Annotated in this window: 17 protein-coding genes; 6 read left to right on the top strand and 11 right to left on the bottom strand. The window is 70.3% G+C overall.

The window, feature by feature from the left end:
• Positions 1-3: 3 nt before the first annotated feature.
• The 5 genes from ACIRRS_RS04515 to ACIRRS_RS04495 all read right to left on the bottom strand — a co-directional run bounded on the left by ACIRRS_RS04515 (position 4) and on the right by ACIRRS_RS04495 (position 5,225).
• The gene (locus ACIRRS_RS04515) at positions 4-2,187 is read right to left on the bottom strand and encodes an iron-containing redox enzyme family protein (protein ID WP_402964895.1); all 2,184 of its coding nucleotides are present in this window, start codon (positions 2,185-2,187) and stop codon (positions 4-6) included.
• 108 nt (positions 2,188-2,295) lie between these two features.
• Positions 2,296-3,216, bottom strand: a complete 921-nt coding sequence (locus tag ACIRRS_RS04510) for a 3-oxoacyl-ACP synthase (RefSeq protein ID WP_402964892.1) — start codon at positions 3,214-3,216, stop codon at positions 2,296-2,298.
• Positions 3,213-4,091: an oxaloacetate decarboxylase gene (locus ACIRRS_RS04505; RefSeq protein ID WP_402964889.1), complete on the bottom strand. Its 879-nt coding sequence runs from the start codon at positions 4,089-4,091 to the stop codon at positions 3,213-3,215. The genes ACIRRS_RS04510 and ACIRRS_RS04505 overlap by 4 nt, the downstream gene beginning before the upstream one ends.
• A gap of 90 nt (positions 4,092-4,181) precedes the next feature.
• Positions 4,182-4,967 carry a thioesterase II family protein gene (locus ACIRRS_RS04500; protein ID WP_402964887.1) on the bottom strand — a complete coding sequence of 262 codons (786 nt, stop codon included), beginning with the start codon at positions 4,965-4,967 and terminating at the stop codon, positions 4,182-4,184.
• A 66-nt stretch (positions 4,968-5,033) separates the two neighbouring features.
• Positions 5,034-5,225, bottom strand: coding sequence for a hypothetical protein (locus tag ACIRRS_RS04495; RefSeq protein WP_402964884.1), 192 nt, complete (start codon positions 5,223-5,225; stop codon positions 5,034-5,036).
• A 278-nt stretch (positions 5,226-5,503) separates the two neighbouring features.
• Here ACIRRS_RS04495 and ACIRRS_RS04490 point away from each other — a divergent pair, with 278 nt between their 5' ends.
• Positions 5,504-6,358, top strand: a complete 855-nt coding sequence (locus ACIRRS_RS04490; RefSeq protein ID WP_402964881.1) for a LuxR C-terminal-related transcriptional regulator — start codon at positions 5,504-5,506, stop codon at positions 6,356-6,358.
• Positions 6,359-6,385: 27 nt separating this feature from the next.
• Here ACIRRS_RS04490 and ACIRRS_RS04485 read toward each other — a convergent pair whose 3' ends face one another.
• Positions 6,386-7,270, bottom strand: a complete 885-nt coding sequence (locus ACIRRS_RS04485) for a DMT family transporter (RefSeq protein ID WP_402964879.1) — start codon at positions 7,268-7,270, stop codon at positions 6,386-6,388.
• A gap of 270 nt (positions 7,271-7,540) precedes the next feature.
• Between ACIRRS_RS04485 and ACIRRS_RS04480 the strand changes: the two genes are divergently transcribed.
• From ACIRRS_RS04480 to ACIRRS_RS04465, 4 genes are all read left to right on the top strand, one after another.
• Complete coding sequence (locus tag ACIRRS_RS04480) at positions 7,541-8,620, top strand: methyltransferase (protein ID WP_402964876.1); 1,080 nt, start codon at positions 7,541-7,543, stop codon at positions 8,618-8,620.
• A gap of 195 nt (positions 8,621-8,815) precedes the next feature.
• On the top strand, positions 8,816-10,432 hold the full coding sequence (gene hutH, locus ACIRRS_RS04475; RefSeq protein ID WP_402964873.1) for a histidine ammonia-lyase: 1,617 nt from the start codon (positions 8,816-8,818) through the stop codon (positions 10,430-10,432).
• Positions 10,425-11,597 carry an acyl-CoA dehydrogenase family protein gene (locus ACIRRS_RS04470; protein WP_402964870.1) on the top strand — a complete coding sequence of 391 codons (1,173 nt, stop codon included), beginning with the start codon at positions 10,425-10,427 and terminating at the stop codon, positions 11,595-11,597. Before hutH ends, ACIRRS_RS04470 begins: the two co-directional genes overlap by 8 nt.
• A 95-nt stretch (positions 11,598-11,692) precedes the next feature.
• A complete protein-coding gene (locus tag ACIRRS_RS04465; protein ID WP_402965485.1) occupies positions 11,693-12,559 on the top strand; it encodes a menaquinone biosynthetic enzyme MqnA/MqnD family protein in 867 nt (288 codons plus the stop codon).
• 38 nt (positions 12,560-12,597) lie between these two features.
• On the opposite strand, the gene ACIRRS_RS04460 is transcribed toward ACIRRS_RS04465, so the two are convergent.
• On the bottom strand, positions 12,598-13,782 hold the full coding sequence (locus ACIRRS_RS04460) for an MFS transporter (protein ID WP_402964867.1): 1,185 nt from the start codon (positions 13,780-13,782) through the stop codon (positions 12,598-12,600).
• An 851-nt stretch (positions 13,783-14,633) separates the two neighbouring features.
• Here ACIRRS_RS04460 and ACIRRS_RS04455 point away from each other — a divergent pair.
• On the top strand, positions 14,634-15,887 hold the full coding sequence (locus tag ACIRRS_RS04455; protein ID WP_402964865.1) for a tyrosine-type recombinase/integrase: 1,254 nt from the start codon (positions 14,634-14,636) through the stop codon (positions 15,885-15,887).
• A gap of 69 nt (positions 15,888-15,956) precedes the next feature.
• Here ACIRRS_RS04455 and ACIRRS_RS04450 read toward each other — a convergent pair whose 3' ends face one another.
• The 4 genes from ACIRRS_RS04450 to ACIRRS_RS04435 all read right to left on the bottom strand — a co-directional run bounded on the left by ACIRRS_RS04450 (position 15,957) and on the right by ACIRRS_RS04435 (position 22,501).
• A complete protein-coding gene (locus ACIRRS_RS04450; RefSeq protein WP_402964863.1) occupies positions 15,957-18,467 on the bottom strand; it encodes a S8 family peptidase in 2,511 nt (836 codons plus the stop codon).
• Positions 18,468-18,591: 124 nt separating this feature from the next.
• The gene (locus tag ACIRRS_RS04445; protein WP_402964860.1) at positions 18,592-19,569 is read right to left on the bottom strand and encodes an AAA family ATPase; all 978 of its coding nucleotides are present in this window, start codon (positions 19,567-19,569) and stop codon (positions 18,592-18,594) included.
• Between the two features lie 138 nt (positions 19,570-19,707).
• Positions 19,708-20,241: a hypothetical protein gene (locus ACIRRS_RS04440; protein ID WP_402964858.1), complete on the bottom strand. Its 534-nt coding sequence runs from the start codon at positions 20,239-20,241 to the stop codon at positions 19,708-19,710.
• A gap of 1,039 nt (positions 20,242-21,280) precedes the next feature.
• A complete protein-coding gene (locus tag ACIRRS_RS04435) occupies positions 21,281-22,501 on the bottom strand; it encodes a cupin domain-containing protein (protein ID WP_402964855.1) in 1,221 nt (406 codons plus the stop codon).
• Between the last annotated feature and the right edge of the window lie 448 nt (positions 22,502-22,949).

The following is a 22,949-nucleotide window of genomic DNA, read 5'->3' as shown; positions in this document are numbered from 1 at the left end:
TCCTCAGATGACCAGGTCGTCGGTGGTGTCGGCCTCGGTGGCCAGCGAGTTGACCAGCTGGTGCTCCACGAACCAGGCGAAGGAGGCGTAGCCGCGCCAGATCCGGCGCCACTCCCGCCGCACGGCCGCCTCGCCCGTCTCCCGGCGCACCCCGTCCAGGTGGGAGACGATGATCTCGGCGGACTGGCGGGCGTGGCCGGCCGAGAAGTTGTCGATCGACAGGTGCGCTTCCTCGTAGGCGGTGTCCAGGTTGTGGCGGCGCAGCTTCTGCACCTCGTGCAGGCGCATCTCGCCGAGCCCGAACATCTCGATCCCGAGGTTGTAGCCGAGGATCTCGCTGTGCATCCGGTCCGGGAACAGCGCCAGGCAGATCTGGTGGATCGAGAACCGGTAGAGCTCGTCAGGCAGTTCGCCCTGGTCGAGGAACTCCTCGGAGCGGATGTGCGGCAGCCGGACGTCCATGCTGGCCAGCACCTGGCGGATCAGCGTGATGTGGTTCTTGGCGAGCTCGCCGCGGCCCATCTCGTCGGCGTAGATCGAGAACAGCATCGCGTCGCTCTGCCGGTGGAAGCGGCCGTGGTTGCCGATCCGGTAGGCCCAGGTGCCGTCGATCAGGCTGCCGAGGGCGAAGGTCTTCTGGTGGAAGACCACCTCGTCGCGCTCCGGCAGCTCCTGGAGGGGGCGGTACGGGCCGACGAGCTTGTCCCAGTAGATCCGGTCCACCCGCTCCAGCAGCGCCTCGGGGGTGTAGTCGAACCAGCTGGCGTCGGTGTAGCGGCCGCCGGCGCCGTGCCGGAAGAGCAGTTCGGCCCGCTCCAGGCCCTCCTCGGCGGTCCGCGCGGCCAGCGGCAGGGTGTTGGGGAACTGCTCGATGTTGACGAGCCGGTGGAAGAACTCGCGGTCGTCGGCGGGGGACGCCTCGGCGAAGCGTACGTCCGACGGCGCGGTGGCGAGCACGGCCCGCTGCCAGTGCGCGGCCTGCTCGTCGCCGCTGGTGTCGGGCCGCAGCGGCGCACCGGCCGGCTCCCCGGCGGCGACCGCCTCGGCCCACTCCTTGAAGACGGCGGCCTCGGCCTCGTCGAAGACGCCGAACATCGGGCCGCCGAACTTGACCGCCCGGGTGAACGGGCAGCCGCCGTTGCGCAGTGGGCGGAGCTGGCGGGAGGCGCGGAACTCGGCCATGAAGGCGTCGAGGTCGAACTCCGGGTCGTCGAAGGTCTCGGAGAGCAGTTCGCCGCCGATCCTGACGCCCTTGTGCTGGCGCCCGGCGAAGGGGCGGTGGCGCTCGACGATCTCGGCGGCCCGGGCGTCCATGGACAACCCGGCCCGGTAGGAGACGAGTTCGTCCAGCATGGCGAGCTGCTCGCGCTCGGTCCGGACCACCAGCCGTACGGCCGCGGCCAGTCGGCGGCGGTCCTGCTCACCGGTCTCCGAGCGTTCGGTCAACTCCAGGTACTCGGCCAGCAGTTCGTCGACCGCGAGCATCGGCTCCGTGCCGTTCAGCAGGTCGTCCAGGCCGAACGCGTGGAAGGCGTACTGGACGCCGACGACCTCCGGCAGGAAGGCGGCGGGCAGCCGGGACAGGGCGAGCAGGAAGGCGCCGTGCAGGGCGGCCAGCGGGCGGGCCTGGGCCCGTACGAGGAAGTCCGCCTCCTCCGGCTGCGGCAGCAGCACCCCGGCGTCCTCCAGCGCGCGGCGGCGCTTCTGCGGTGCGGAGTGCTGCGGGCGGCCCTCGCCCTTGAGCGCGAAGTACTGGGCGTAGAGCCGGTTCACCACCACGGCGGGCTGGGTGGCGGGCTGCGAGACGGTGTCCAGCCAGCAGCCGGCCAGCAGCGCGACCGGGGCGCGGCCGCGCAGGGCGACGGCCCGGTCGGCGGGCGCGGCGGTCAGCCGGGCCGCCGTCGGGGCGAACTCCGCCCGGGCGGCGGCCACCAGGGCGGTGAGCGCGTCGGCGGTGACCGGGCCCGCGCCGGGGTCCTCCTCGGCGAGGAAGGCGGCCAGCACCCGGCGGGCGACCAGCTGGGTCCTCTGGGACTCCTGGTCGGCGAGCAGCCGGTGGTAGGTGACGGCCGGGCCGGCGGCGAGGACGGCTTCGGCCTCGGCCTGCACGCTGGGGCTGAACTCGAAGCCGCCTGCGGGCAGCGAGGTGGTCAGGTCGTCGAGGTCGTGGGTCTGGTGGGCGTACACGGGCACTCCATCGGGACGGTGGCGTGGCTGGGCGCGCCGGGGCGACCCACGGGCGGCGGGTAGCGCGGCGAAGGGTTTACGGGGAGGGGTGGCGCGACCGACGGATCGTCAGTTGTCGTGGCGCTGCAGCAGGACGGCGACCCGCGAGCCCGGCACGCTGACGGCGGCCAGGTAGTGGCCGCCGTCGCGCAGCAGCCCGGCGCGTTCCTGGTCGGCCAGGTTGATCAGCGGGTCCGCGGCGAAGCAGTGCCCGAACCGGGTGATGTTCTCGGTGTACAACTGGCGTGCGGTGAAGCCTGCTTGGCGCTCCTTCATGGTGACCAGCGGCAGGAAGAGGTTGGCGTGCAGGAGTCCGTCCACCTGGTCGAGCTCCAGGCCGAGCGGCGCCAGCAGGCGCCAGTTGGCCTCCCGGGACAGGTCGGCGCTGATCTCGTGGGACCAGTCCAGCGCGGCCGCCTCCTGGGCGCTCGCGGTGGACCGGATCCGGTACCCGGCGCCCGAGTTGGCCTCGGCCTCGGCCGAGACCAGGCAGCTCGCCGCCCCGTCGCTGAAGAGCGCGAAGCTCTCCATCCGCTCCTTCTCGTCCTCGATCCGGTCGGTGGTGACGACCAGGATGCGGCGGTGCCGGCCGGCCGCCACCAACGCCTGCGCGGCGTCGAGGGCGACCAGCAGGTTGGTGCAGCGGTTCAGCGTGATCCCGAGGAACGCCGCGCGCTCCAGGCCCGTCCCGGTCAGGATGCGCTCCACGAACCGGCCGTGGGTGCGCGGACCACCCGGGAAGCGGGTGGAGCACAGGATCAGCGCGTCCACCTCGGCCGGGTCCACCCCCGCCGCCCGCAGCGTGGCCGTGCCGCTCTCGATCGCCAGCTCCGCCAGGCCCCGGCCGGTGCGGCGCACCGACCCCCAGCCCCAGAGCGCGGCCTTGGGCACCATCTTCAGCTCGGCGGCCCGTTCGGCCAGGCACTCGACCTCGGTGTGCTCCAGCTCCTCCTCCCCCAGGACGTACCGCGGGGCCTGCAGGACACTCATGACGTCTCTTCCTTCGGGGGTCGATGGATGTCGGAGAGCTCGGCGAAGAGCTCGTTGGCCCTGGCGTACGGCAGCGCCCGCGCCGCGAACCCGAAGGTCCCGGTGGTGCGCACCTCCTCCGCCGCGGCCATCAGCCCGCCCAGCGCGGCGCGGACCAGGGCGGATCCCAGGCTGATCCGCCGCACGCCGAGCTCGGCCAGCTGCGCGACCGACAGGCTCAGGCCGCCGGCCGCGGCCAGGACGTTGACCGGGCGGTCCAGTTCGGCGCAGACCGTGCGCACCGCCTCGGCGTCCGGCAGGCCCGGGGCGTACAGCACGTCCGCGCCGGCCTCCTGGTAGGCCTGCAGCCGCGCGACCGTGTCCTTCAGGTCGGGGCGGCCGTAGAGGAAGTTCTCCGCCCGCGCCGTGACGGTGAAGGGGAAGTCCAGCGAGCGCGCGGCCTCGACCGCCGCCCGGATCCTGTCCACGGCCGCCGCCCGCTCCAGTACGGGCGCCTGCGGGTCCCCGGTGGCGTCCTCGATCGAACCGCCCACCAGGCCCGCCCGGGCGGCCAGCCGGATGGTCTCGGCGACGTCCTCGGGGCCCGGCCCGTAGCCGCTCTCCAGGTCCGCGGCGACCGGCAGCGGTGTGGCGGCCACGATGTCCGCGGCGTTGGCCAGGGCCTCGCTCCGGCTCACCCGGTTGTCACCGTCGGGGCGGCCCAGCGAGAAGGCCAGTCCCCCGCTGGTGGTCGCGAGCGCCGGGAAGCCGAGGCCGGCCAGCAGCTTGGCGGATCCGGCGTCCCAGGGATTCGGGATCACGAAGGCCGTGGGCCGCTCGTGGAGCTCCCGGAACACCCGGGCTCGGTGGTGCTGCTCTGCGGCTGCCGACTGCATCGCAGGCTCCTCTCTGTTGTGACGCGGGTTGCGGGGGTTTCCCCGACTGCGGTTCCGGACGGGTTACCACCCGTGCTTCCGGCGGCACAACTAGATAAGTTCGACGTGTTCCTCGCGGGCGCTCGGCGCACCGGAATCCGCACGAACGAGTGAGCGCAGCAGATCGACCGCGGGCGCCGGGTCGGGGCCGAAGTAGAAGTGGCCGCCGTCGGCCCAGTGGTAACGCAGCGGCAGCACGGACTCGTGTTCCCAGTACCGCAGTTCGGCCGGCCCCACGTGCGGGTCCTCGCGGCCGTTGACCAGCGAGACGCCGATCCGCAGCGGCGCGCCCGGCCGGTAGCGGTAGCCGGAGACCAGGTGGAAGTCGGCCCGCAGGCCCGGCAGGAGCAGATCCTGCAGCTCGGGCTCGGCGAGCACCTCGGGCGGCAGTCCGCCGAAGAAGGCGACCGCCTCGGTGAACTCCTGGCCGCGCAGCCTGGCCGTCTGCCGCACGCGCTCGCTCGGCAGCAGGCGCGGGGCGGCGCAGCCGGAGGCCACCAGGTGCTTCAGCAAAGGGAGTTCGCGCAGGCGACGGGCCGTCTCGAAGGCGACCACGGCGCCGAAGCTGTGGCCGAAGAGCAGGAACGGACGGTCCGCGTCGGCCGCGATGGCCCGGGCGGCGCCCTCGGCCAGCTCGGCGATGTCGGCGGGGCTCGGCTCGTCCAGCCGCAGGCCGCGCCCGGGGGCGCAGACGCCGACGAGTTCGGCGTCGGCCTCCAGGTGCTGCTGCCAGGTCAGGAACGAACGGGCGTTGCCGCCGGCGTGCGGGAAGCAGTAGACCAGGTACGGGGCGCGGCTGCTGGTGGGGCGGGAGACGAACCACGGTGAGTCGGACATGGCAGTCGGCTGCTTTCTTCGGATCTGGCGGCGGTGGGCCGGTACGTCGGAGGGTCGGGGGGACGGTCAGGAAGCGGGCACGTGGCTGGGGGTGGGCGTGACCTCGGCCGGCGGGTTGTTCCAGCCCACGTCGGCGCGGTTCTGCACCCCGACCGCGGGGGTGCCGTGCAGCAGCGAGGTGCCGGCGACCACACCGGCCACCGGGGCCAGCAGGAGGGCGAGCGGGGCGATGATCCGGAGGGAAGCGAACTGGCGCATGGCAGAACTCTTTTCGTAAAATTGATCAGGGAGGGAGACCCGGGCGGGCAGCACTGATCCGACGTCGGTTCCGGAAAGGGTTGCGCCGCGTCGCCAGCGGCGCCCGAGCGATACTCAACTCGCTTGCTCAATCATCACGTTCGGGCGATTCGACGGTTCCCCTCGCGTTCCCCCGGGGAGTTCCGCCGCCCGCACAACCAAGTTTCCCTCGGCCGGGTTCACGGCTCCAGGCCTGGGATGGTTCGGGTCTTCGCATTGCGGTTAACCGAGGGGTCTAAATGCGGGCAGGACCGGGCACATCGGACGGGCAGGGCCGCGCCGGAGGAGCGCTGGCGCCCGGGGTTCCGGCACAGGACCAGGAGCTCGGCGGCGACCTCGTCGAGGCCGCCCTGAAGCTCGCCCTGGCCCAGTTGGCCAAGCAGCAGAGCCAGGAGAAGGAGGCCCCGGCGGTGGCGGCCGGGGAGCCCGCCACGCACGGGGTGGTGCACCTGCACGGGCTGCCGGAGATCAACCGGAGCATCCAGACCGCCCTGGAGGACGCCGAGCGGGAGATCCTCACCGCCCAACCGGACGGCCCCAGGCCCGGATTGGTGCTCGACGGGGCCCTGGAGTCCGTACGCCGTCAGATCGCCGGCGGCGTGGCCATGCGCACCCTCTACCAGCACACCACGCGGTTCGACGAGGCCACCAAGGGCTACGTCCGCACGGTGACCGACCACGGCGTCCAGGTCCGCACCCTGGCCGAGTTCTTCGACCGGCTGATCGTGATCGACCGCAGCACCGCGTTCATCTCCGCCAACGAGGACCGCACGGTGGCCTCGATGATCACCGAGCCGTCCGTGGTCCGCTTCCTCAGCGACGTCTTCGAGCGCTCCTGGGACCGCGCCGAGCCCTTCCCGTTCGTCCCCATCCACGCCGCCCAGGCCGCACCCGAGGTCGTACCCGCGATCCGCGAGTCGATCCGGCGGCTCCTGGTGGAGGGGCACTCGGACAAGGTGATCGCCCGCCGACTGGGCATCAGCGAGCGATCGCTGCAGGCGCACGTCGCCGCCATCAAGGACGGCCTCGGCGCCAAGAACCGGCTGCACCTGGGCTATCTGCTCGGCCGCGGCGAGACCACCCTGGTGCTGTAGCCTCGCGCGCCCTCGTCACCGCCCCCGTCACCGCCGCCGGGAGACCGCCACGCCGCCCAGGCAGAGCAGGCCCCCGAGCAGCGCCAGCCAGCCGGGCACCTCGCCGAGGACGATCCAGGACATCAGGACCACCAGGGCCGGCACCGCGTACGTGGTCGCGCCCATCTTGCCCGCGGTGGTGCGGGAGAGCGCGTAGGCCCAGGTGGTGAAGGCCAGCGCGGTCGGGAACAGGCCGAGGTAGACCATGTCCAGGACGGCCCGCAGCGGCGCGTGCCCGACCTGGTCCACCAGCTGCGGGGCGAACGGCAGGCAGGCCACCGCGCCGACCAGGCAGCCGAACGCCGTCGTCTGCAAGGGCGAGGCGTGCCGCAGGGCGGGCTTCTGGCTCACCACACCCGAGGCGTACGCCACCGCCGCCACCACGCACAGCACGATGCCGAGGACCGAACTGCCGCCCCCGGACGTCGAAGCGCCCACCACCACCGCACCCGCGAACGAGACCGCCATCCCCGCCAGCAGACTGCGCGGGAAGCCCTCCTTCAGCAGCCAGCCGCCGAGCAGCGCGATCAGCACCGGCCCGATGTTGACCACCATCGCGGCCGTGCCCGCGTCGACCTCCTTCTCCCCCCAGTTGAGCGCCACCATGTACAGCCCGAACCAGAGCACCCCGGAGCCCAGGATCCCCGGCCACGCGGCCCGCGGCGGCACCCCCTCCCCCCGCACCAGCAGCAGGGCCAGCAGCGCCACCGCACCGGTCAGCAGCCGCCCCAACGCCAACGCCCCCGGCCCGAACGCGTCCCCCGCGTCCCGGATCGCGACGAAGGCGGAGGCCCAGAGCACCACCGTGGTCGAGGCGGCCGCGACCACCTTGGCGTCGAACTTCACCGTTGCTTGCGTCGTGGTGACATCCATGCCGCCAAGCTAGCGCGCTTTCCCCCTCCCGAACGGCCACCGGACGGCTCCGAAACCCGCAATTCCCCCAACCGGCCAGCCCGTTCGCCTCCCGCACACGCGCCCGACCCACCCGACCCAACTCCCCCTGCCCCGCACAGGTCGCCGCCCGGCGCCCACAGAGGTTCCCCTCGACGAAGAAGTGGCAGCAACCTGACATGCCCATGGACCTGTTCATGCGGTCCGACGAAGCTCGCTCCGGAAGCAGCGACCATCGACGAATCGAGAAGCATGAGCACCGAGTCGGTCGATCTCGGCCGAGACGACCCGTACCTCCCCACGGCCTGGCGCGAACGGCGCACGCGGATCTCCTCCGTGGCGGACGTGGTGGAACTGAGCTCCGCGTTCCGCGCCTCGAAGACCATGCTGAGCGCGGTCGAGCTGGGTGTGTTCACCGAACTGGCGAACGGCCCCCTGGACGGGGAGCAGCTGCGGACCCGGCTCGGGCTCCACGAGCGCTCCGCCGCGGACTTCCTCGACGCCCTGGTGTCGCTCGGACTGCTCGACCGGGACGACGAGGGCCGCTACGCGAACGGCGCGGTGGCCGACCAGGTGCTCGACCGGGCGAAGCCGGGCTATCTCGGTGGCGTCATGGAGATGCGCAGCACCCGTCTCTACCAGTTCTGGGGGAACCTGACCGAGGCCCTGCGCACCGGTCAGCCGCAGAACGAGGCCAGGACCGGCGGCGACCCGTTCTCGGCGATCTACGCCGACCCCGTCCGGCTGCGGGCGTTCCAACGGGCCATGTCCGCGCTCTCCCTGGAGGCCGTCCGCGAGTTGGCGCGGAAGTTCCCCTGGGAGCGGTACCGGACGGTGGCCGACCTGGGCTGTTCCGAGGGCGCGCTGCTGGGCCAGGTGGCGCTGCGCCATCCGCACCTGCGCGGGACCGGCCACGACCTGCCGGCCGTGCGGGCCGGGTTCGAGGAGTACGTCGCGGGCCTCGGACTGTCGGACCGGCTGACCTTCGGCCCCATGGACTTCTTCATCGACGCGTTCCCGACCGCCGACGTGCTGGTGTTCGCGCACATCCTCCACGACTGGGACGCGGAGACCAAGCTGACGCTGCTGCGCGAGGCCCATGACGCGCTCCCGAAGGGCGGTGCGGTCGTGGTGCTGGAGGCGCTGATCGACGACGAGCGCCGGGTGAACACCTTCGGCCTGCTGCAGAGCCTGAACATGCTCATCGAGACCCCGGGCGGCTTCGACTTCACGGCCGCCGACGGCCGGACCTGGCTCGCCGAGGCCGGGTTCCGGGACATCCGGGCCGAGCATCTGGCCGGGCCCGAGGGCATGCTCGTCGCCTTCAAGTAGGCGGCTTCACGCACGCGCCTTCACGTACACGCCTTCACGCACGCGCCTTCACGTACACGCCTTCAAGCGGGTGCCTTCAAGCGGGTGCCTTCAAGCGGGTGCCTTCAAGCAGGTGCCTTCAAGGAGCCCGCCTTCCGCACCCTTCCAGAACCCCCCGACGACAAAACCCCCACGCTCACGAGAGAGACATCACCGATGACGGAACGTGCCGTGCTCGACGGACGGAGCCTGACGATCGCCGAGGTCGTACGGATATCCCGGGGCGAGGGGGAGGTCGGACTGTCCGAGGCCGCCGCCGTGCGCCTGCGGGAGTCCCGCAGCCTCAAGCTCGACCTGATCGCCACCCAGCAGCCCATCTACGGTGTCACCACCGGTTTCGGCGACAGCGCCAACCGCCAGATCTCCCCGGCCAAGGCGGCCGAGCTCCAGCGCAACATGATCCGCTACCACCTCAACGGCACCGGCCCCGCCGCCACGCCCGAGGTCGCCCGGGCCACCCTGCTGATCCGGGCCAACTGCCTGGCCCGCGGCAACTCCGCCGTCAACCCCGCCATCGTCGACCGCCTGCTCGACCTCCTGCGCCACGACGCCCTCCCGGTCATTCCGGAGCGCGGCTCCGTCGGCGCCAGCGGTGACCTCGTCCCCATGTGCTACGTCGCCGCGCCGCTCATCGGCGAGGGCGAGCTCCTCCACCGCGGCGTCGTCCGCCCCGCCGCCGAGGTCCTCGCCGAACTCGGCCTCGAGCCGCTCGTGCCCGAGGCCAAGGACGGCCTCGCGCTCATCAACGGCACCTCCTTCTCCTCCGCCTACGCCGCCCTCGCCATCGCCCGCGCCGAGGAGCTGGCCGTCCTCGCCGAGGTCTGCACCGCCCTGGCCAGCGAGGGCCTGCACGGCAACCGCAGCCACTTCAACGCCTTCATCCACGAGGAGAAGCCACACCCCGGGCAGGTCACCAGCGCCCGCCGGATCGCCGAGATCCTCACCGACTCCGGCCTCGCCCTCGAGCACAGCCAGGTCCTCGGCCTCAGCGACGCCCTCGAGGACCGCGGCTACCAGCGCCTGACCCGCACCATCCAGGACCGCTACTCCATCCGTTGCGCCCCCCACGTCATCGGCGTCCTGCGGGACACCATCGACTGGGCCCGCCGCTGGATCGAGATCGAGATCAACTCCTCCAACGACAACCCCCTGTTCGACGTCGCCGGCGCCACCGTCCACAGCGGCGGCAACTTCTACGGCGGCCACGTCGTCCAGGCCATGGACGCGCTCAAGGTCGCCGTCGCCAACGTCGCCGACCTCCTCGACCGCCAGCTCGAACTCCTCGTCGACGAGAAGTTCAACAACGGCCTGACCCCCAACCTGATCGCCCCCGTGCAGGCCGACGAGTGGGCCGCCGGTCTGCACCACGGCTTCAAGGGCATGCAGTTGGCCTGTTCCGCCATCACCGCGGAAGCCCTCAAGAACACCAACCCGGTCAGCGTCTTCTCCCGCTCCACCGAGGCCCACAACCAGGACAAGGTCAGCATGTCCCCGATCGCCGCACGGGACGCGCGCACGATCGTCGAACTCGTCCAGGAGGTCACCGCCATCCACCTGCTCGCCGCCTGCCAGGCCGTCGAGATCCGCGGTGCCGATCTGCTCGCCACCCGCAGCCGCACCGTCCACGACCTCGTCCGCACCGTCGCCCCGTTCGTCGACACCGACCGCCGCATGGACGCCGACATCCAGGGGGTCCTGCGTCTGATCCGCTCCGGCGAACTCGTCGACGCCGCCCGGTCCGCGGAGGAGCGCAAGGAGCTGGCCGATGCCTGACGCCCCCCGCGGTTCCCTCGGGTACGAGGAGATCCTGGGCGAGGTCCGCCGGCTCTCCCCGCTGATCGCCAAGCGCTCGGAGGAGATCGAGCAGCTGCGCCGGCTGCCCGAGGACCTGGTCGAGTCGCTCCGCGCCGCCGGCGTGTTCCGGGCCGCGATGCCCGCGGAGTGGGGCGGCAGCGATCTCACCTCGATGGAGCAGATCGCGATCATCGAGGAGGCGTCCCGGGCCGACACCTCGCTCGGCTGGTGCGTCATGATCGGGATGGACTCGGGCATCTACGCCGGCTTCCTGCGGCCGGACGTCGCCCGCCGGATGTATCCGAGCCTGGACATGGTCACCGCCGGACAGGTCCGTCCGGGCGCCCGGGCCCACGTCGTCGAGGGGGGCTACCGGCTGGAGGGCACCTGGCGGTTCGGCAGCGGCTGCACCCACGCCGACGTGATCGCGGGCGGCAGCCTGGTGTTCCGCGACGGCGAGCAGGTCAAGGACGAGCGCGGCCGCCCGGTGTGGCGGGTGGTGCTGCTGCCGCGCGACCAGGTGGAGATCATCGACAACTGGTACACCACCGGCCTCGCCGGCAGCGGGAGCTGCGACTACCGCGCCGAGGGCGTCTTCGTCCCGGAGGAGCACACCTTCACCTTCGACCAGCCGCTCGACGACCGTCCGATCAACCGTCACCCGGACGCGATCCTGCGGAAGATGCCCGGCGTCCCGCTGGGCGCGGCGCGCGCGGCGCTGGACTACGTCCACGAGATCGCCGAGAAGCGGGTGGACCGGGCGAGCGGCACGGGCTGGCGGGACTCGCCGCGCGCGCGGCGCACGGTCGCCCAGTGCGAGCTGAACCTCGCCGCCGCCCGCACCCTGGTCTACTCCTCGGTCGAGGACGTCTGGGCCAGGCTGGTGGCGAACGAGCCGGTGCGCCCGCAGGAACGCGCGATCGCGGCCCTGGCCAGGTACAACGCGTTCCGGACCGCGCGCGACATCGCGAGCGACCTCTACGACCTGGTCGGCGGCGACTCGATCTACTCCCAGCGCACCCCGCTCGACCGTCGGCTGCGCGACCTGACCACGATCTGCCAGCACGTGGTCGGGCAGGACCTGATCCTCGACTGGTCGGGAGAGCTCCTGCTGGGCGGCATGCCCGACACTCCGTTCATCTGACCGGACATCAGCACCACCGGTGCGAACCCGTCGAGGGGGTGACTCGTTCGAGTGGCCCCCTCGACACCGTCCGTGCTGTGCGGGGCTACTCTCCGATCGTGGAGACAACACCAAGCACCGCCGCCCGTCGTCCCCGGGTCGGACACATCCGGTTCCTCAACTCGCTCCCCGTGTACTGGGGGCTGGCCCGGACCACGGCCCTGCTCGACCTCGACCTGACCAGAAGGACCCCCGACGAGCTGAACGACGCGCTGGTCCGCAGGGACCTCGACATCTCACCGATCAGCCTGGTCGAGTTCCTGCGCAACGCCGACCAGCTGGTGGTGCTGCCCGGACTGGCGGTGGGCTGCGACGGCCCGGTGATGTCCTGCTCGATCGTCTCCCGGCTGCCGCTGGACCAGCTGGACGGCGCCCGGGTGGCGCTCGGCTCCACCTCCCGCACGTCCGTCTGCCTGGCCAGGCTGCTGCTCGCCGAGCAGTACGGGGTCACGCCGCGGTACGCGGTCCAGCAGCACGACCTGGAAGCGATGATGCGGGAGGCGGACGCCGCCGTGGTCATCGGGGACGTCGCGCTGACGGCGTCGCTGTACCGGGCCGAGCAGCTGGGCCTGCACGTCCACGACCTCGGGCAGATGTGGAAGGAGTGGACCGGGCTCCCGTTCGTCTTCGCCGTCTGGGCCGTCCGCCGCGACTACCTGGCCCGCAACGCCAAGACGGTCCGCCAGGTGCACCGCTCCCTGCTCGCCGCCCGCGACCTGTCCCTGGAGCACCTCCCCGAGATCGCGGAGCAGGCGGCGTGCTGGGAGCCGTTCGACGCGGCCTCGTTGGAGCGCTACTTCAAGACCCTCGACTTCCGGCTGGCGGAGGACCAGTTCGCCGCCATCACCGAGTTCGCCCGGCAGGCCGGCCCGATCGCCGAATTCCCCACGGACACACGAGTGCGGGTGCTGGACGCCTGGTGAGCCGGGCCGGGGGCGCGTGGATCAGGCGTCGCGGCCCGTCAGGCGTCGCGGCCCGCGCGCATGCTCAGGACGGAACCGGCGAGCAGCAGGCCGACCATGGTGAGCAGCGGGGCCGTCCACGAACCGGTGCCCGTGTGCAGGGCGGTGAGCAGGGCGGGGCCGGAGGCGGCGAGCAGGTAGCCGCAGGTCTGGGCCATGGTGGACAGGGCCGCCACGTGGTCCTGGTCGGTGCCCCGCCGGGCGAAGAGCACGCCGGGCAGGGCCTGGCCGCCGCCCATCCCGATGCCGAGGATGCCCGCCCAGACGGGTGCCCCGGCGGCGGGAGCGAGCGTGACGCCGAGCAGGCCGACTACGCAGACCGCCACCACGCCGAGGATGTGCGGGCGCTGGTCCCCGCGCGCGGCGGCGAGGACGGGAGCCAGGAAGCCGCCGACGGCGAGGCCGAGGATCAGGACCGCCTGGTCGGTGCCGGCGGCCGTACGGCTCAGGCCGGCGTCGACCAGCATGGTGGGCAGCCAGGCGAGCGTGGCGTAGAAGACCAGGGTCTGGATGCCGAAGAAGGCGGCCAGGCTCCACGCCAGCGCCGTACGGGCGACCGGCCGGCGAGCGGCCGCGGTGGTGTCAGCCGTCCGCCGCTCGACCCGCAACTGCGGGGCGGTGCCCGCCGCCGCGAGCACCGCGGGGACGATCGCGATCGCGATCGCGGCCTGCCAGGTCCAGGCGGTGGCCACCGGCGCGACCAGCGCCGCCACGACCGCCGCACCGGTGCCCATCGAGAGGGCGTAGACGCCCATCATGGTGCCGACCCGCCGCGGCGCGAAGCGGGCCCGCACGAACACCGGGATCAGCACGTTCACCACCGCCACCGCGACGGCGACCAGCACCGTGCCCGCGTACAGCCCGGGCAGCCCCACCGTACGTAACACCGCCCCGACCACCAGCAGCACGCTCGCCCAGAACAGCCCACGCTCCTCACCGAGCCGGCGCCGGACGAACGCACCGAGCGGGGCGAACAGGCCCATGCACAGCGGCGGCAGCAACGACAGCACGGTGACCGTGCCCTGCCCCCACCCGGCAACCGGCGCGAGCGGTCCGATCTGCCCGAACGCGACCCGGGTGTTGAGGCTGAGCAGGACGAAACCGACGACGAGCAGCGCCCCCGAGGCGGGAACAGCACGACCCGAAACGTCGCGCGCCGCGGTGCGCGTGGTGGTGGACGGCATGAGAGGCGAATCCTTTGCTGCACGGGGAAGTTGGGCTCACCCAAGCATCCATGCTCAAGCCCACTTGGGCGCAACCCCCACCAACCCACCGGAACGCCCCGCCGGCAACCCCCACGAAGTCGCACGCGCCAACCCCAGCCCCACCGAGCCGAGTTGCCCAGCCCAGCCCACCCCCAGCCGCACCCCACAGCCGGACGAGGCACGACCACCCCTACGACACACAAAAAAAGGCCGCTCCCGCCAACGGCGGAAACGGCCTACGACCTGCGGTTAAGCAAGTCGGGACGACAGGATTTGAACCTGCGACCCCTTGACCCCCAGTCAAGGGGTTCACTTATTGTCGGCAGCCGAGGCCTCAAGGTCTCGGCCTTCTTGTTGTTCAACCACCATGAGGTGCAAGTGAGTTGGGACTTCTCTGCGGAAGTGGCGCTGCGGACCTCTGACCGTGGCTCAGTGTTTACTTTGCGCACAAGTGTCCGTTTCCGATCATCAGCGTCCACGGGTGCTCATCAGATGTGGTCCCAAAATGGCCCCCAGGCCGATCACCCCACCGCGGATACCGTCTGTGATCGGGATCTGTCGGGCTTTCAGCAAGCGGCCTCACGCCAGCCCGACTGCCCTCGTGCCGATACCGTCAGTCGGCCCACGGGACCGGCGCCTGCGGGCGGATCATGGTCCCCTACCCACCGACTACGGATGGTGATCTTCCGGGCGGTGTGTCGCCTTGAGCGTGTCTTCGCCGTCTGGTTCTGAGTGCTTCGCGCACCGCCCCGCACGCTCTGCCGCCACACCCGACACAGCAGCCACTCTGGTCCCAGAGGCACCACCCAGTCCGAGAGAAGGGGAAGCTCATGGGACAGCGTGCGCAGCGTGGTCGGGTATACCGGCGGTGTGGTTGTTCGGACGAGCATGGAAGGCAGTTGGGTCCGTGGTGTGTGCAGTTATTGGAGGAGGCGGGCCGCGGGTCGTGGACGTACTGCGTCGACCTGGCCCCTGAGGACGGTAAGCGGAAGACCCGCCGGCGCGGTGGGTTCGCCACCCGCGCCGAGGCGGCCCGGGAGATGAAGGCGGTGCTGAACGGCGAGCTGCGCGGGGTGTACGAGGACCGCCGTACCACGGTGGCGAGCTTCCTGCGGGAGTGGCTGGCAGCGAAGAAGGAAGAGCTCGCACTGAACACCTACGCCGGGTACGAGGACTGCGTCGAGCGGGATATCATCCCCGCCTTCGGCCAGTGCCGGCTGCCCGACCTGCGGCCCAAGCACGTCGACGCCTGGGTGTCCGCGCAGCGCACGGCCGGCCGCGGGCAGGTCACGGTCTACCGGGTGGTCTCGACGCTGCTCAACGCGCTGAACCACGCGGTGCGCACGTGGCGGCTGCGCTACAACCCGGCCAAGCACAGTGTTCCGCCCAAGCCCCGCGCGGCGGAGCGTACCTGCTGGACCCCGGACGAGGCCGCGGCGTTCCTGCGCCACAGCGCGGAGCACTACGCCGACCGGCTCACCGACCTGTTCGAGGTCATGCTCGGCACCGGCATGCGCCGCGGCGAGATCCTCGCTCTCCACTGGTCCGACGTGCACCTCATGGACCGCAAGCTCTACGTCCGCTGGACTCTCGCCGCCATCGACAACGGGAAGATCCACCTCCGCGAGCCCAAGACCGAGGCCGGCCGCGCATGGATCAGCCTCTCCCCCAGAGCCATGGCAGCCCTGCACCGCCAGGCCGCACTCCAGATGGCCGCCCATCCCGAAGGGCTCCTCGAAGGGCTCGTCTTCGCCCGCCCCGACGGTACGCCGCTGCGGCCCCAGTGGGTCCTCGACCAGCTCCGCAAGCGCACCGCCGAAGCCGGCCTGCCCAGGATCGGCCTCCACAACCTCAGGCACACCGCCGCCAGCATCATGATCGCCGAAGACATCCCCGTCGCCGTGATCTCCAAGACCATGCGCCACTCCACCCTTGCCATCACCACCGACCTCTACGGCCACCTCCTCAAAGACTCCGCCGACCAAGCCGTCAACGCCCTCGCCACCGCCCTCGACCGAGCGGACACCCAGGCCGCCGACCAAACCGATCCCTCGGCCGACAGCGGCTTCGGGCAAGCAGCATGAACATTGCGGAATCCACTGCAGCGCAGGCGCGCGGCCCCGGTCGCGAGCCCGGAACCCTGCTCCCGTTGCCTACCAGCCCAGCGGCAGCTGTACGGGAATTCCGGAGGATGTCTCGACTCGTGCCGCCAGGTCGGTCGGTACCGGTACGTCGAGCCGCACCGCGACAGGGGTGTAGAGGTCGGTCTCGATCTCGGGTGTCGTGAGGGACACGAGGAGGGCATAGGAGACCGGTCGGCCGACCCGGTCGGCTCGGTTGTTGTACTTCCACCAGCCGCCGGCCGGGTAGACCGCCAGGACTCCGCAGTCCGCGAGCTCGGCCGCGCTGCCGGTCCAGATGTCGGAATGCAGGGACCCACGGTTTCGGTTGTCGGATCCGGCAAGCCAGAACCTGTCACTCTCGAACCTGCTGATGGTGGTGATGCCATCGTCTTCGGCCTCGGCGTTCGTGGCGACCTGCCGTTCGAACGCCGCCAGGGTCTCCGTCCCCTTGATCGCGAAGCGCAGCCGGTGGGAGGGATAGGCGTGCTGGCGGTGGGCACCCTTCCGGCCGGGGTTGGGTTCGATGAAGTAGGAGAGGGTGACACGCAGCGAGACCTGGGCGGGGCCGAGGTCGAGGAGTTGCTCGCGGGGCCATGGGAGTTCGTGGAGCTTGAGCTCGCCCAGTTGCACCCGCCCCTTCTTCTTGATGAACGGCACGAGGGAGCCCTGGATCATCAGCGTGACCGCGTTGGCCGCACTAGACAGGATCCGCTGCTCCGTGGGGACGCCCCAGCCGTAGCGCCGCAGCACGGTCTGGGCGAAGGCGGCGGTGCCGTGCCCCGGATCGGTGCGGCGTCGACCGTTCGCCCTGAGGATGTGATTGGTCATGGGAGCGGTCCAGCGAGCCTCGTGGACCAGGAGTGCCCGAACGGCCTCCGGTGTCAGGGCCGGGTAGGCAGCGTGCGCGATGGCGGCCAGACGCGCTGCCTGGGCGGTGGCGGCGCTGGTGGCGTTCGCGGTGGTGAACGGCCGGCCAGTCTCGCGGTGGGTGGTTGTCAGGCTGACGACCTCGTGCTGGTCGACGAGGGTGCCGGAGCCGTCGATGAGGAGGTTGCCGCCTTCGAGGACGATGTCGGGCTTGATCGCGGTGTTCGCGGGCCACGTGACGGAGGTGCGGCTGAACGGGGAGAGTTCTCCGGCGGCGGCGAGCGTCCTGTAGCCAGCGAAGCTCTGATGGACGGGTGGCTGGTCGAGGTCGGTATAGGCGCCGACGGTCAGGACGTTCCAGGCGTGGGCGGGGTCCTCGATCCGGGAGAGGTCGCACTGACCGAGGTGGTGGAGGCTGCCGTCGTCCTGTCGCAGGTCGGCGATGCGGTGGTCCCGGACGTTTCCCGCCGAGACGACGATGAGTCGAGAGGCGGCGGGTTCGGGGGCACCCAGCAGTTCGATACGGTCGCTGTTCACGGTGAGGTCGGTGCCGGCGGCGAGCGCGTCGAGGGTTGCGGAGGGCAGGCTGGCTGTGCCGTCGGTGCCGTTGCGTTCGGGGGTGGAGGGTGCCGTGATGGCCATGGAGTAGACCCGGGCGCGGGGCTGTTCGACTGCGCCTGTCTCCGCCCTGGAGACCGCGTCGATGGTAACCACCGCGTGGGCGCGAGGAGTGTCGTCGTGGGTGATCCGCTTGGGGAGGATCTTGACCGACTCCAGCCCGTGTGCGAGCCGGATCTGTCCGTTGGACTCAAGTGCCGAGGCGAGGTCGCCCAGGAGGGCGAGCCCGGCCATCTGGGTGCCGTGCCCCGCGAGGTCGTCCGGCCCTTCGTGGGCGAAGACGCTCTGAGCACGGCCGGCCAGGGCCTGCTTGAGAATCGGGTGCTCCTGGTGGATGCCGGTGTCGAGGATGCAAACGACCGGGGCATCAGCAGCGGCGTGCTCCAGCCGGCCGGCAAGGTCGTCGGCGAGGTCGTACTGAAGTGCCCGGGCTGGGGAGTGGATCTCTTCGACGAAACTGGGCCGCCGGATTTCCGAGGGGCAGGCGTTGGTGGCGAAGAGTTTCGTGAGCTGGGTTCCTGTGGTGGCGACGTGGGCGACCCTGTACTCGCCGATGCTGATGGAGCGGTCGGCCGTCTGCCAGCCGTTGGCTGCGGCGACCCGTTGGAGGGTGGCGACCTGGTCGGCTTCGGTGAGCTCGGGGTCGAACCACAGCTCCCACCAGCGGTGCTCGTCCTCGGCCGGGGCGGGGGTGTCGTCCTGCCAGAGCTTGTCGAAGACAAGGCGGCTGATGTGCTCGGCGTTGGCGACGGCCGCGTTCTGCTTGGGGTGACCTTCCGAAGTGTTCTCGGTGAACTGGCTGATCTTGTCCATGAAGGCCGGCAGTCGCTCGTCGGGGATCCAGATCACGGCCTCTTGCGGGCTGGAATCGGTCGCCTGGCGCACGCTCATGAGGGTCAGGCCGGAGTTGGCGAGCTTGTCCGGGTCAAGATCGTGTCCCTCCGCAGCTTCCACCCGGATCGCGAAGCCGCTCGCACGCTCGGCGGGGTCCACCTGTTCCCGGACAGTCGCGGAAGCCTCTTCGGCGCTCTTGAGCCCACCGAGAAGGTGGTCCACGTGGGCCTGCCGGTCAGGCCGCGAGAGGAGCGAGCCGCCACGGGCAGTCGGACCCGGCCGCGGGGTGAGGGTCTTCGGAGGCCACAGGACAAGAAGGTGGGGGGTGAACCGCGACGGGGCCGGGTCAGGCATGGCGCAGCGCGTGCCGCTCGTCCAGTCCTTCGGTCAAGAGGTGTTGGTCGACCACGTCGTTGCCTCCGAGAATGGCGCGTTTGGCCGCGGATTCGGCGGCCTTGACCAGCTCGGCGTGGCTGAGCTGGTCGACCTTGGTGATCAGGTCGGACCAAGGTACGCCGGTGGTGTCCATCCCGGCTAGGCGTCGTTGCAGAATCTCGATCGCCTGTTGTGGGGAGGGTGGTGCGTAGTGGACGACGAGGTCGAAGCGGCGGAAGAGCGCGCGGTCGAGGAGGTGGCGGTGGTTGGTGGCGGCGACGACGAGGCTCTCGGAGGGGGCTTCGTCGAGGAAGAGAAGGAAGGAGTTGAGGATGCGGCGGGCTTCGCCGACGTCGTTGCCGGCGGTGCGTTCCGCTCCGAGGGCGTCGAACTCGTCGAAGAGGTAGACCGCGCGGGTCTCGGCGGCGGCTTCGAAGACGGTGCGGAGTTTGGCGGCGGTCTCTCCCATGAAGCGGCTGATCAGCCCGTCGAGGCGGATGGTGAACAGCGGCAGGGACAGTTCCTTGGCCAGTGCGGCAGCGGTCATGCTCTTGCCGGTGCCGGGTGGCCCGGACAGGAGGATGCGGTGCACGGGGGTGAAGCCGAAGCGTTCCAGGCGGGCTCGCTGGCGCTGCTCGTGCAGGACCTTGTCCAGGGGCGCGCGGACGTCGTCGGCGAGGGTCATGTCGTCGAGGCGGACGTCGGGGTAGCCGGCAGTGAGGAGGCTGGCAAGTTCGCCCCGGGGCTGGACGACCGGCGTCGGAGCGATCCTGGGGATCTTCTCCGCGCGGGCGGCGTCGATGATCTCGCGGAGTTCGACGGCGAGCTTGCCGTGGCCTTGGCGGGCGGACTTCGCTGCCACTTGGAGGGCGATGCTGTAGAAGCGGTCGTCGTCGCCGGTGGCGTGGGCGTTGAGGAGTGCCTTGAGGTGGTCAGCTGTGGCAGCCACGCACCTCACACTCCTCTTCAGCAGACCGGCCCGTCACTCTAACGAGCGCCTCGGACGATGGATACCCCTGGCGCGCCGTCCAGCGTCCTGCTCATCGTACGGCGGACCGCTACGGGCGGCCTCGCGCGGGTCTGTCGCTCACGGCCGCTGGTGTCCGGGCATGACCGCGCCGTCGTGCATCCGGGTGGGCAGTTCGCTCCAGTCGTTCAGGGCCCCTTGGAGGAGGTTGTCGAACTGGGCCCTGCCCTCGTGCTCGAGGAGGTCTCGCAGGCATGCGCAGTCCTGCATCACGGCGCCGCCGGTGAAACAGACGAAGATCCCTGCCGCCTGGAGGCCGCGCGCCGCGACGGCGACCTCATGTCCGAACGGCAGCGGCACACGGGCGGCCAGTTCCCGTGCGAAGACCTGCTCGATCCGGGGCCGCCCCAGTGCGGCCAGCAGCCTGCCCACGACAGTGCCGACGATGCCGTGCAGCGACTTCTTCCCGTCCAGAAGTGCGCGGGCGAACGTGGCGAGCGCCTCGCAGCCGCTTCCCCGGTGGCGTTCGACCAGCGCGTTCCAGGTGGTGTCGCTCACGTGCCGCAGCACCTGGGCCGCGATGGTGTCACCGCCGCCCGCCGCCACGAGGTCGGTGCACGCGCGGGCGGCGTTGTCCGTCTCGGCGCGGGTCACCACCCGCAGTGGGCTCGGAGCGGGCCTGGGCCTGCTGGTGCACTGGGCCGGAATGCGGGGTGTCCACGACGGCGGCGTGGCCCGTGTGCCCGATGATGGGCGGTTCACCGTGGAACTGGGCCGCCGGGGCCTTCGGCCGGTCGGCGCTGCGGGTGCGCCGCCCGCAGCCCGCCTGCGTGGGGACGGCTCAGCGGGACGCCGGCCCGCGGGAAGTCCCTGGTGCATGTGACAGCGGAGCCCGGGCCGGGCGACCCGGTTCCTGCAGAGTTTCATGTCCTTCTTCATCGCACGGCACCTGTTGGCCATCCGCAGAGAGTGACCAATTAGGAGACCTGCGGGGAAGAGGACCTGGGCCTCGCCGACCTGATCGAGTCGTCCCAGGCAGCCCTGTGACCTCCTGCGTCCGGCGTTCCCTGACAATAGGGCAGCCCATGGGCGGGCCGCCCCGGCAGGAGGCCGCCTCGATCCGTTCGACCGCCCGTTCGCCCTGGACGCCCACGTCCAGAACAGGCCGAGCGCCGTGTCGGGCCCGGAAGATTCCCGTCGGTCGGCCTGTCCCCGGACATCGCGGACGGCAGGCTGAAGGTACCTTGCGCGCCTCGGCCCGCCGTCCGGCACTCGCCCATCCGATCAGCGGCGGAAACCGCGGTGGGGGTCGCGCACCGTGACGTTCCCGAACGACTCGAACCAGGCCTGCGCGCGCAGGTCGCCCACGCCCATCTGGCGGTTGGCGTCACCGTCAGGGTCCGCGGTTCGGCCTTGCGGTTCGCCGAGCTTCAGGATCCTCCGCAGAACGAAGGGGACGCCATCGCAGTGGTGGAAGACAGCCCACCAAGAGCATCTTGATCGCCACCCGCCCGAGATACGGCCGGAACAGGCCGGCCAGGCGTCGCGCGGACACTCATGTCTGCGTGGATGCCTGGTCTCCCACAACTCTCCTCTCTCATCGGTTACTTGACCCAGACAAAGGACAAGGGAGCCGATGCCACGCCGGTTGCGGAGAAGATGGCGAGTCATCGGCTCCTGAGAGGAGAACCCGTCAGGCGAAGGTCAGGAAGCCTTCATCGACGAGCTTCCGGACCAGGACCAAGCGGCCGGCCTCGTCCAGCTCGCCCGGAATAGTGGCGGCAGTGAAGACACCGCTACCCCTCTGGGCGGTGAACCGCACCTCATCAGCGACATCGGCAGGGAAGCGCACGGTCTTGCCGTGGAAGTCCAGGTTCACCGTCTGCTCGTTCACCGTTAGGTTCCACTGGATGGGCAGGCGCCTCTGCACTTCTGTCTCGGGGGTGATCTCGTCGAGCCGCTCCAGGTCCATCAGGTGCCCTTGCAACGCTGGCGCGTTCAGTGAGACCCCTTGCGTAACGGCTGTCGCCACTGCGTCGTCTATGTCGATCTCCGAAGACAAACTGACAACTAGTTCCGTCAGGGTGCTACGGACCTGTTGCTGTATCTCCGCGCTGCCCGTGAAGCCCATCGGTAGACCGCCCCGGTACTTGACGTCCGTCTCGACCAGCTTCTGAACGGCCTCGTGGAGTACATCCGCCCAGAGGATCGTATGTACTCCGAGGGTCAAGTGCAGCGATGCCTCATCAGTGGAGGTCCCGGCGTGCACAGTGCCTCGCGGAAGATACAGCAGATCCCCAGCCTTCAGGTCGAACTCCGACACCAGGGCAGGGACCGGCTGGTCACGCTTGTACGGCTGGGTACGAAGCGGCAACGGCAGGGGGGATTCGAAGAGTTGCCAGCGCTTGGTGCCGTGCACCTGAACGATGAAGACGTCGTGCATGTCATAGTGCGGGGCGAACCCCCTGGCATTGGCCGGCGTCAGGTAGGAGTTGATCTGGATCCGGGCGCCGATATCGGACCCGAGCGACTTTGCCAGGCGGTTCATCGACGGAAACCGTTCCTGGGTGGAGTTCATGACGACCGTCGAGCCCGAACGGTATTGCGAGTAAACGGCCTCCAGAGCGTTCTCAGAGCTGCCCGATCCCAGCTCTGAGACAGGCGTCTCCTTGCCTTCCAGCACGACGCGCAGGTGGTCCAGGTGACTCCCCGCCAGATTGAAAGAATGATCATAGTCGGCGAGGGTCATCAATTCCGAGAAGTAATCTCGATTTTCTCGTTGCAGAAGCAGAGGCTTTCGCTCCCAGTTCTCCTGTTGGAACTTCAGAGAATCCATCGGGTAAAGGAGTCGCGCAATCCCGAAGTACAGATTGGCCTCATTCGCCGTGTCGATAGCACGCAATGAATCAGTCATTTTTCTCCCCTTGGGGCCGGCGCTGACGATTGACCGGCAGCATCCTAGAAACATTCCCGACGCCACCCAGAAGCCTTGAAAAGGGTTGCATGCAAGCGGACATGCACCAAACCCTCCCCTCGAGGCTACCTGACACCTCATCAGTCATGTCAACAAGACTCTCCCGGCGCGAAATGGGAAGATGCGACCGATTTCTTGGAGAACCCCCAAAGGGTCCTTTGTGTAATGATTTCAGTCACAACACAGGGTTGGCGCGGTGTGTCCGACTCTGGAGTATTGGTTACTCTTTGGGGCAGCTCGCCTTGGCATGGCCTGTGCGTGGCGGTCAGGGCGTGACACGACGCTGCAGCGCCTGGGCCTTGTTCTGACGGTTCTGCGACATTTCCGGGATCCGCGCCCGGACCACCTGAACCAGCGACCAACTGCTGCCCATGTCGCAAACGTTCGC

Origin of the sequence: Kitasatospora sp. NPDC101183 (assembly GCF_044767945.1) — a bacterium.
In the GTDB taxonomy this organism is placed as follows: domain Bacteria; phylum Actinomycetota; class Actinomycetes; order Streptomycetales; family Streptomycetaceae; genus Kitasatospora.
The sequence above is the reverse complement of the archived record's forward strand: the minus strand, read 5'-3'. Positions and strand labels throughout refer to the sequence as shown.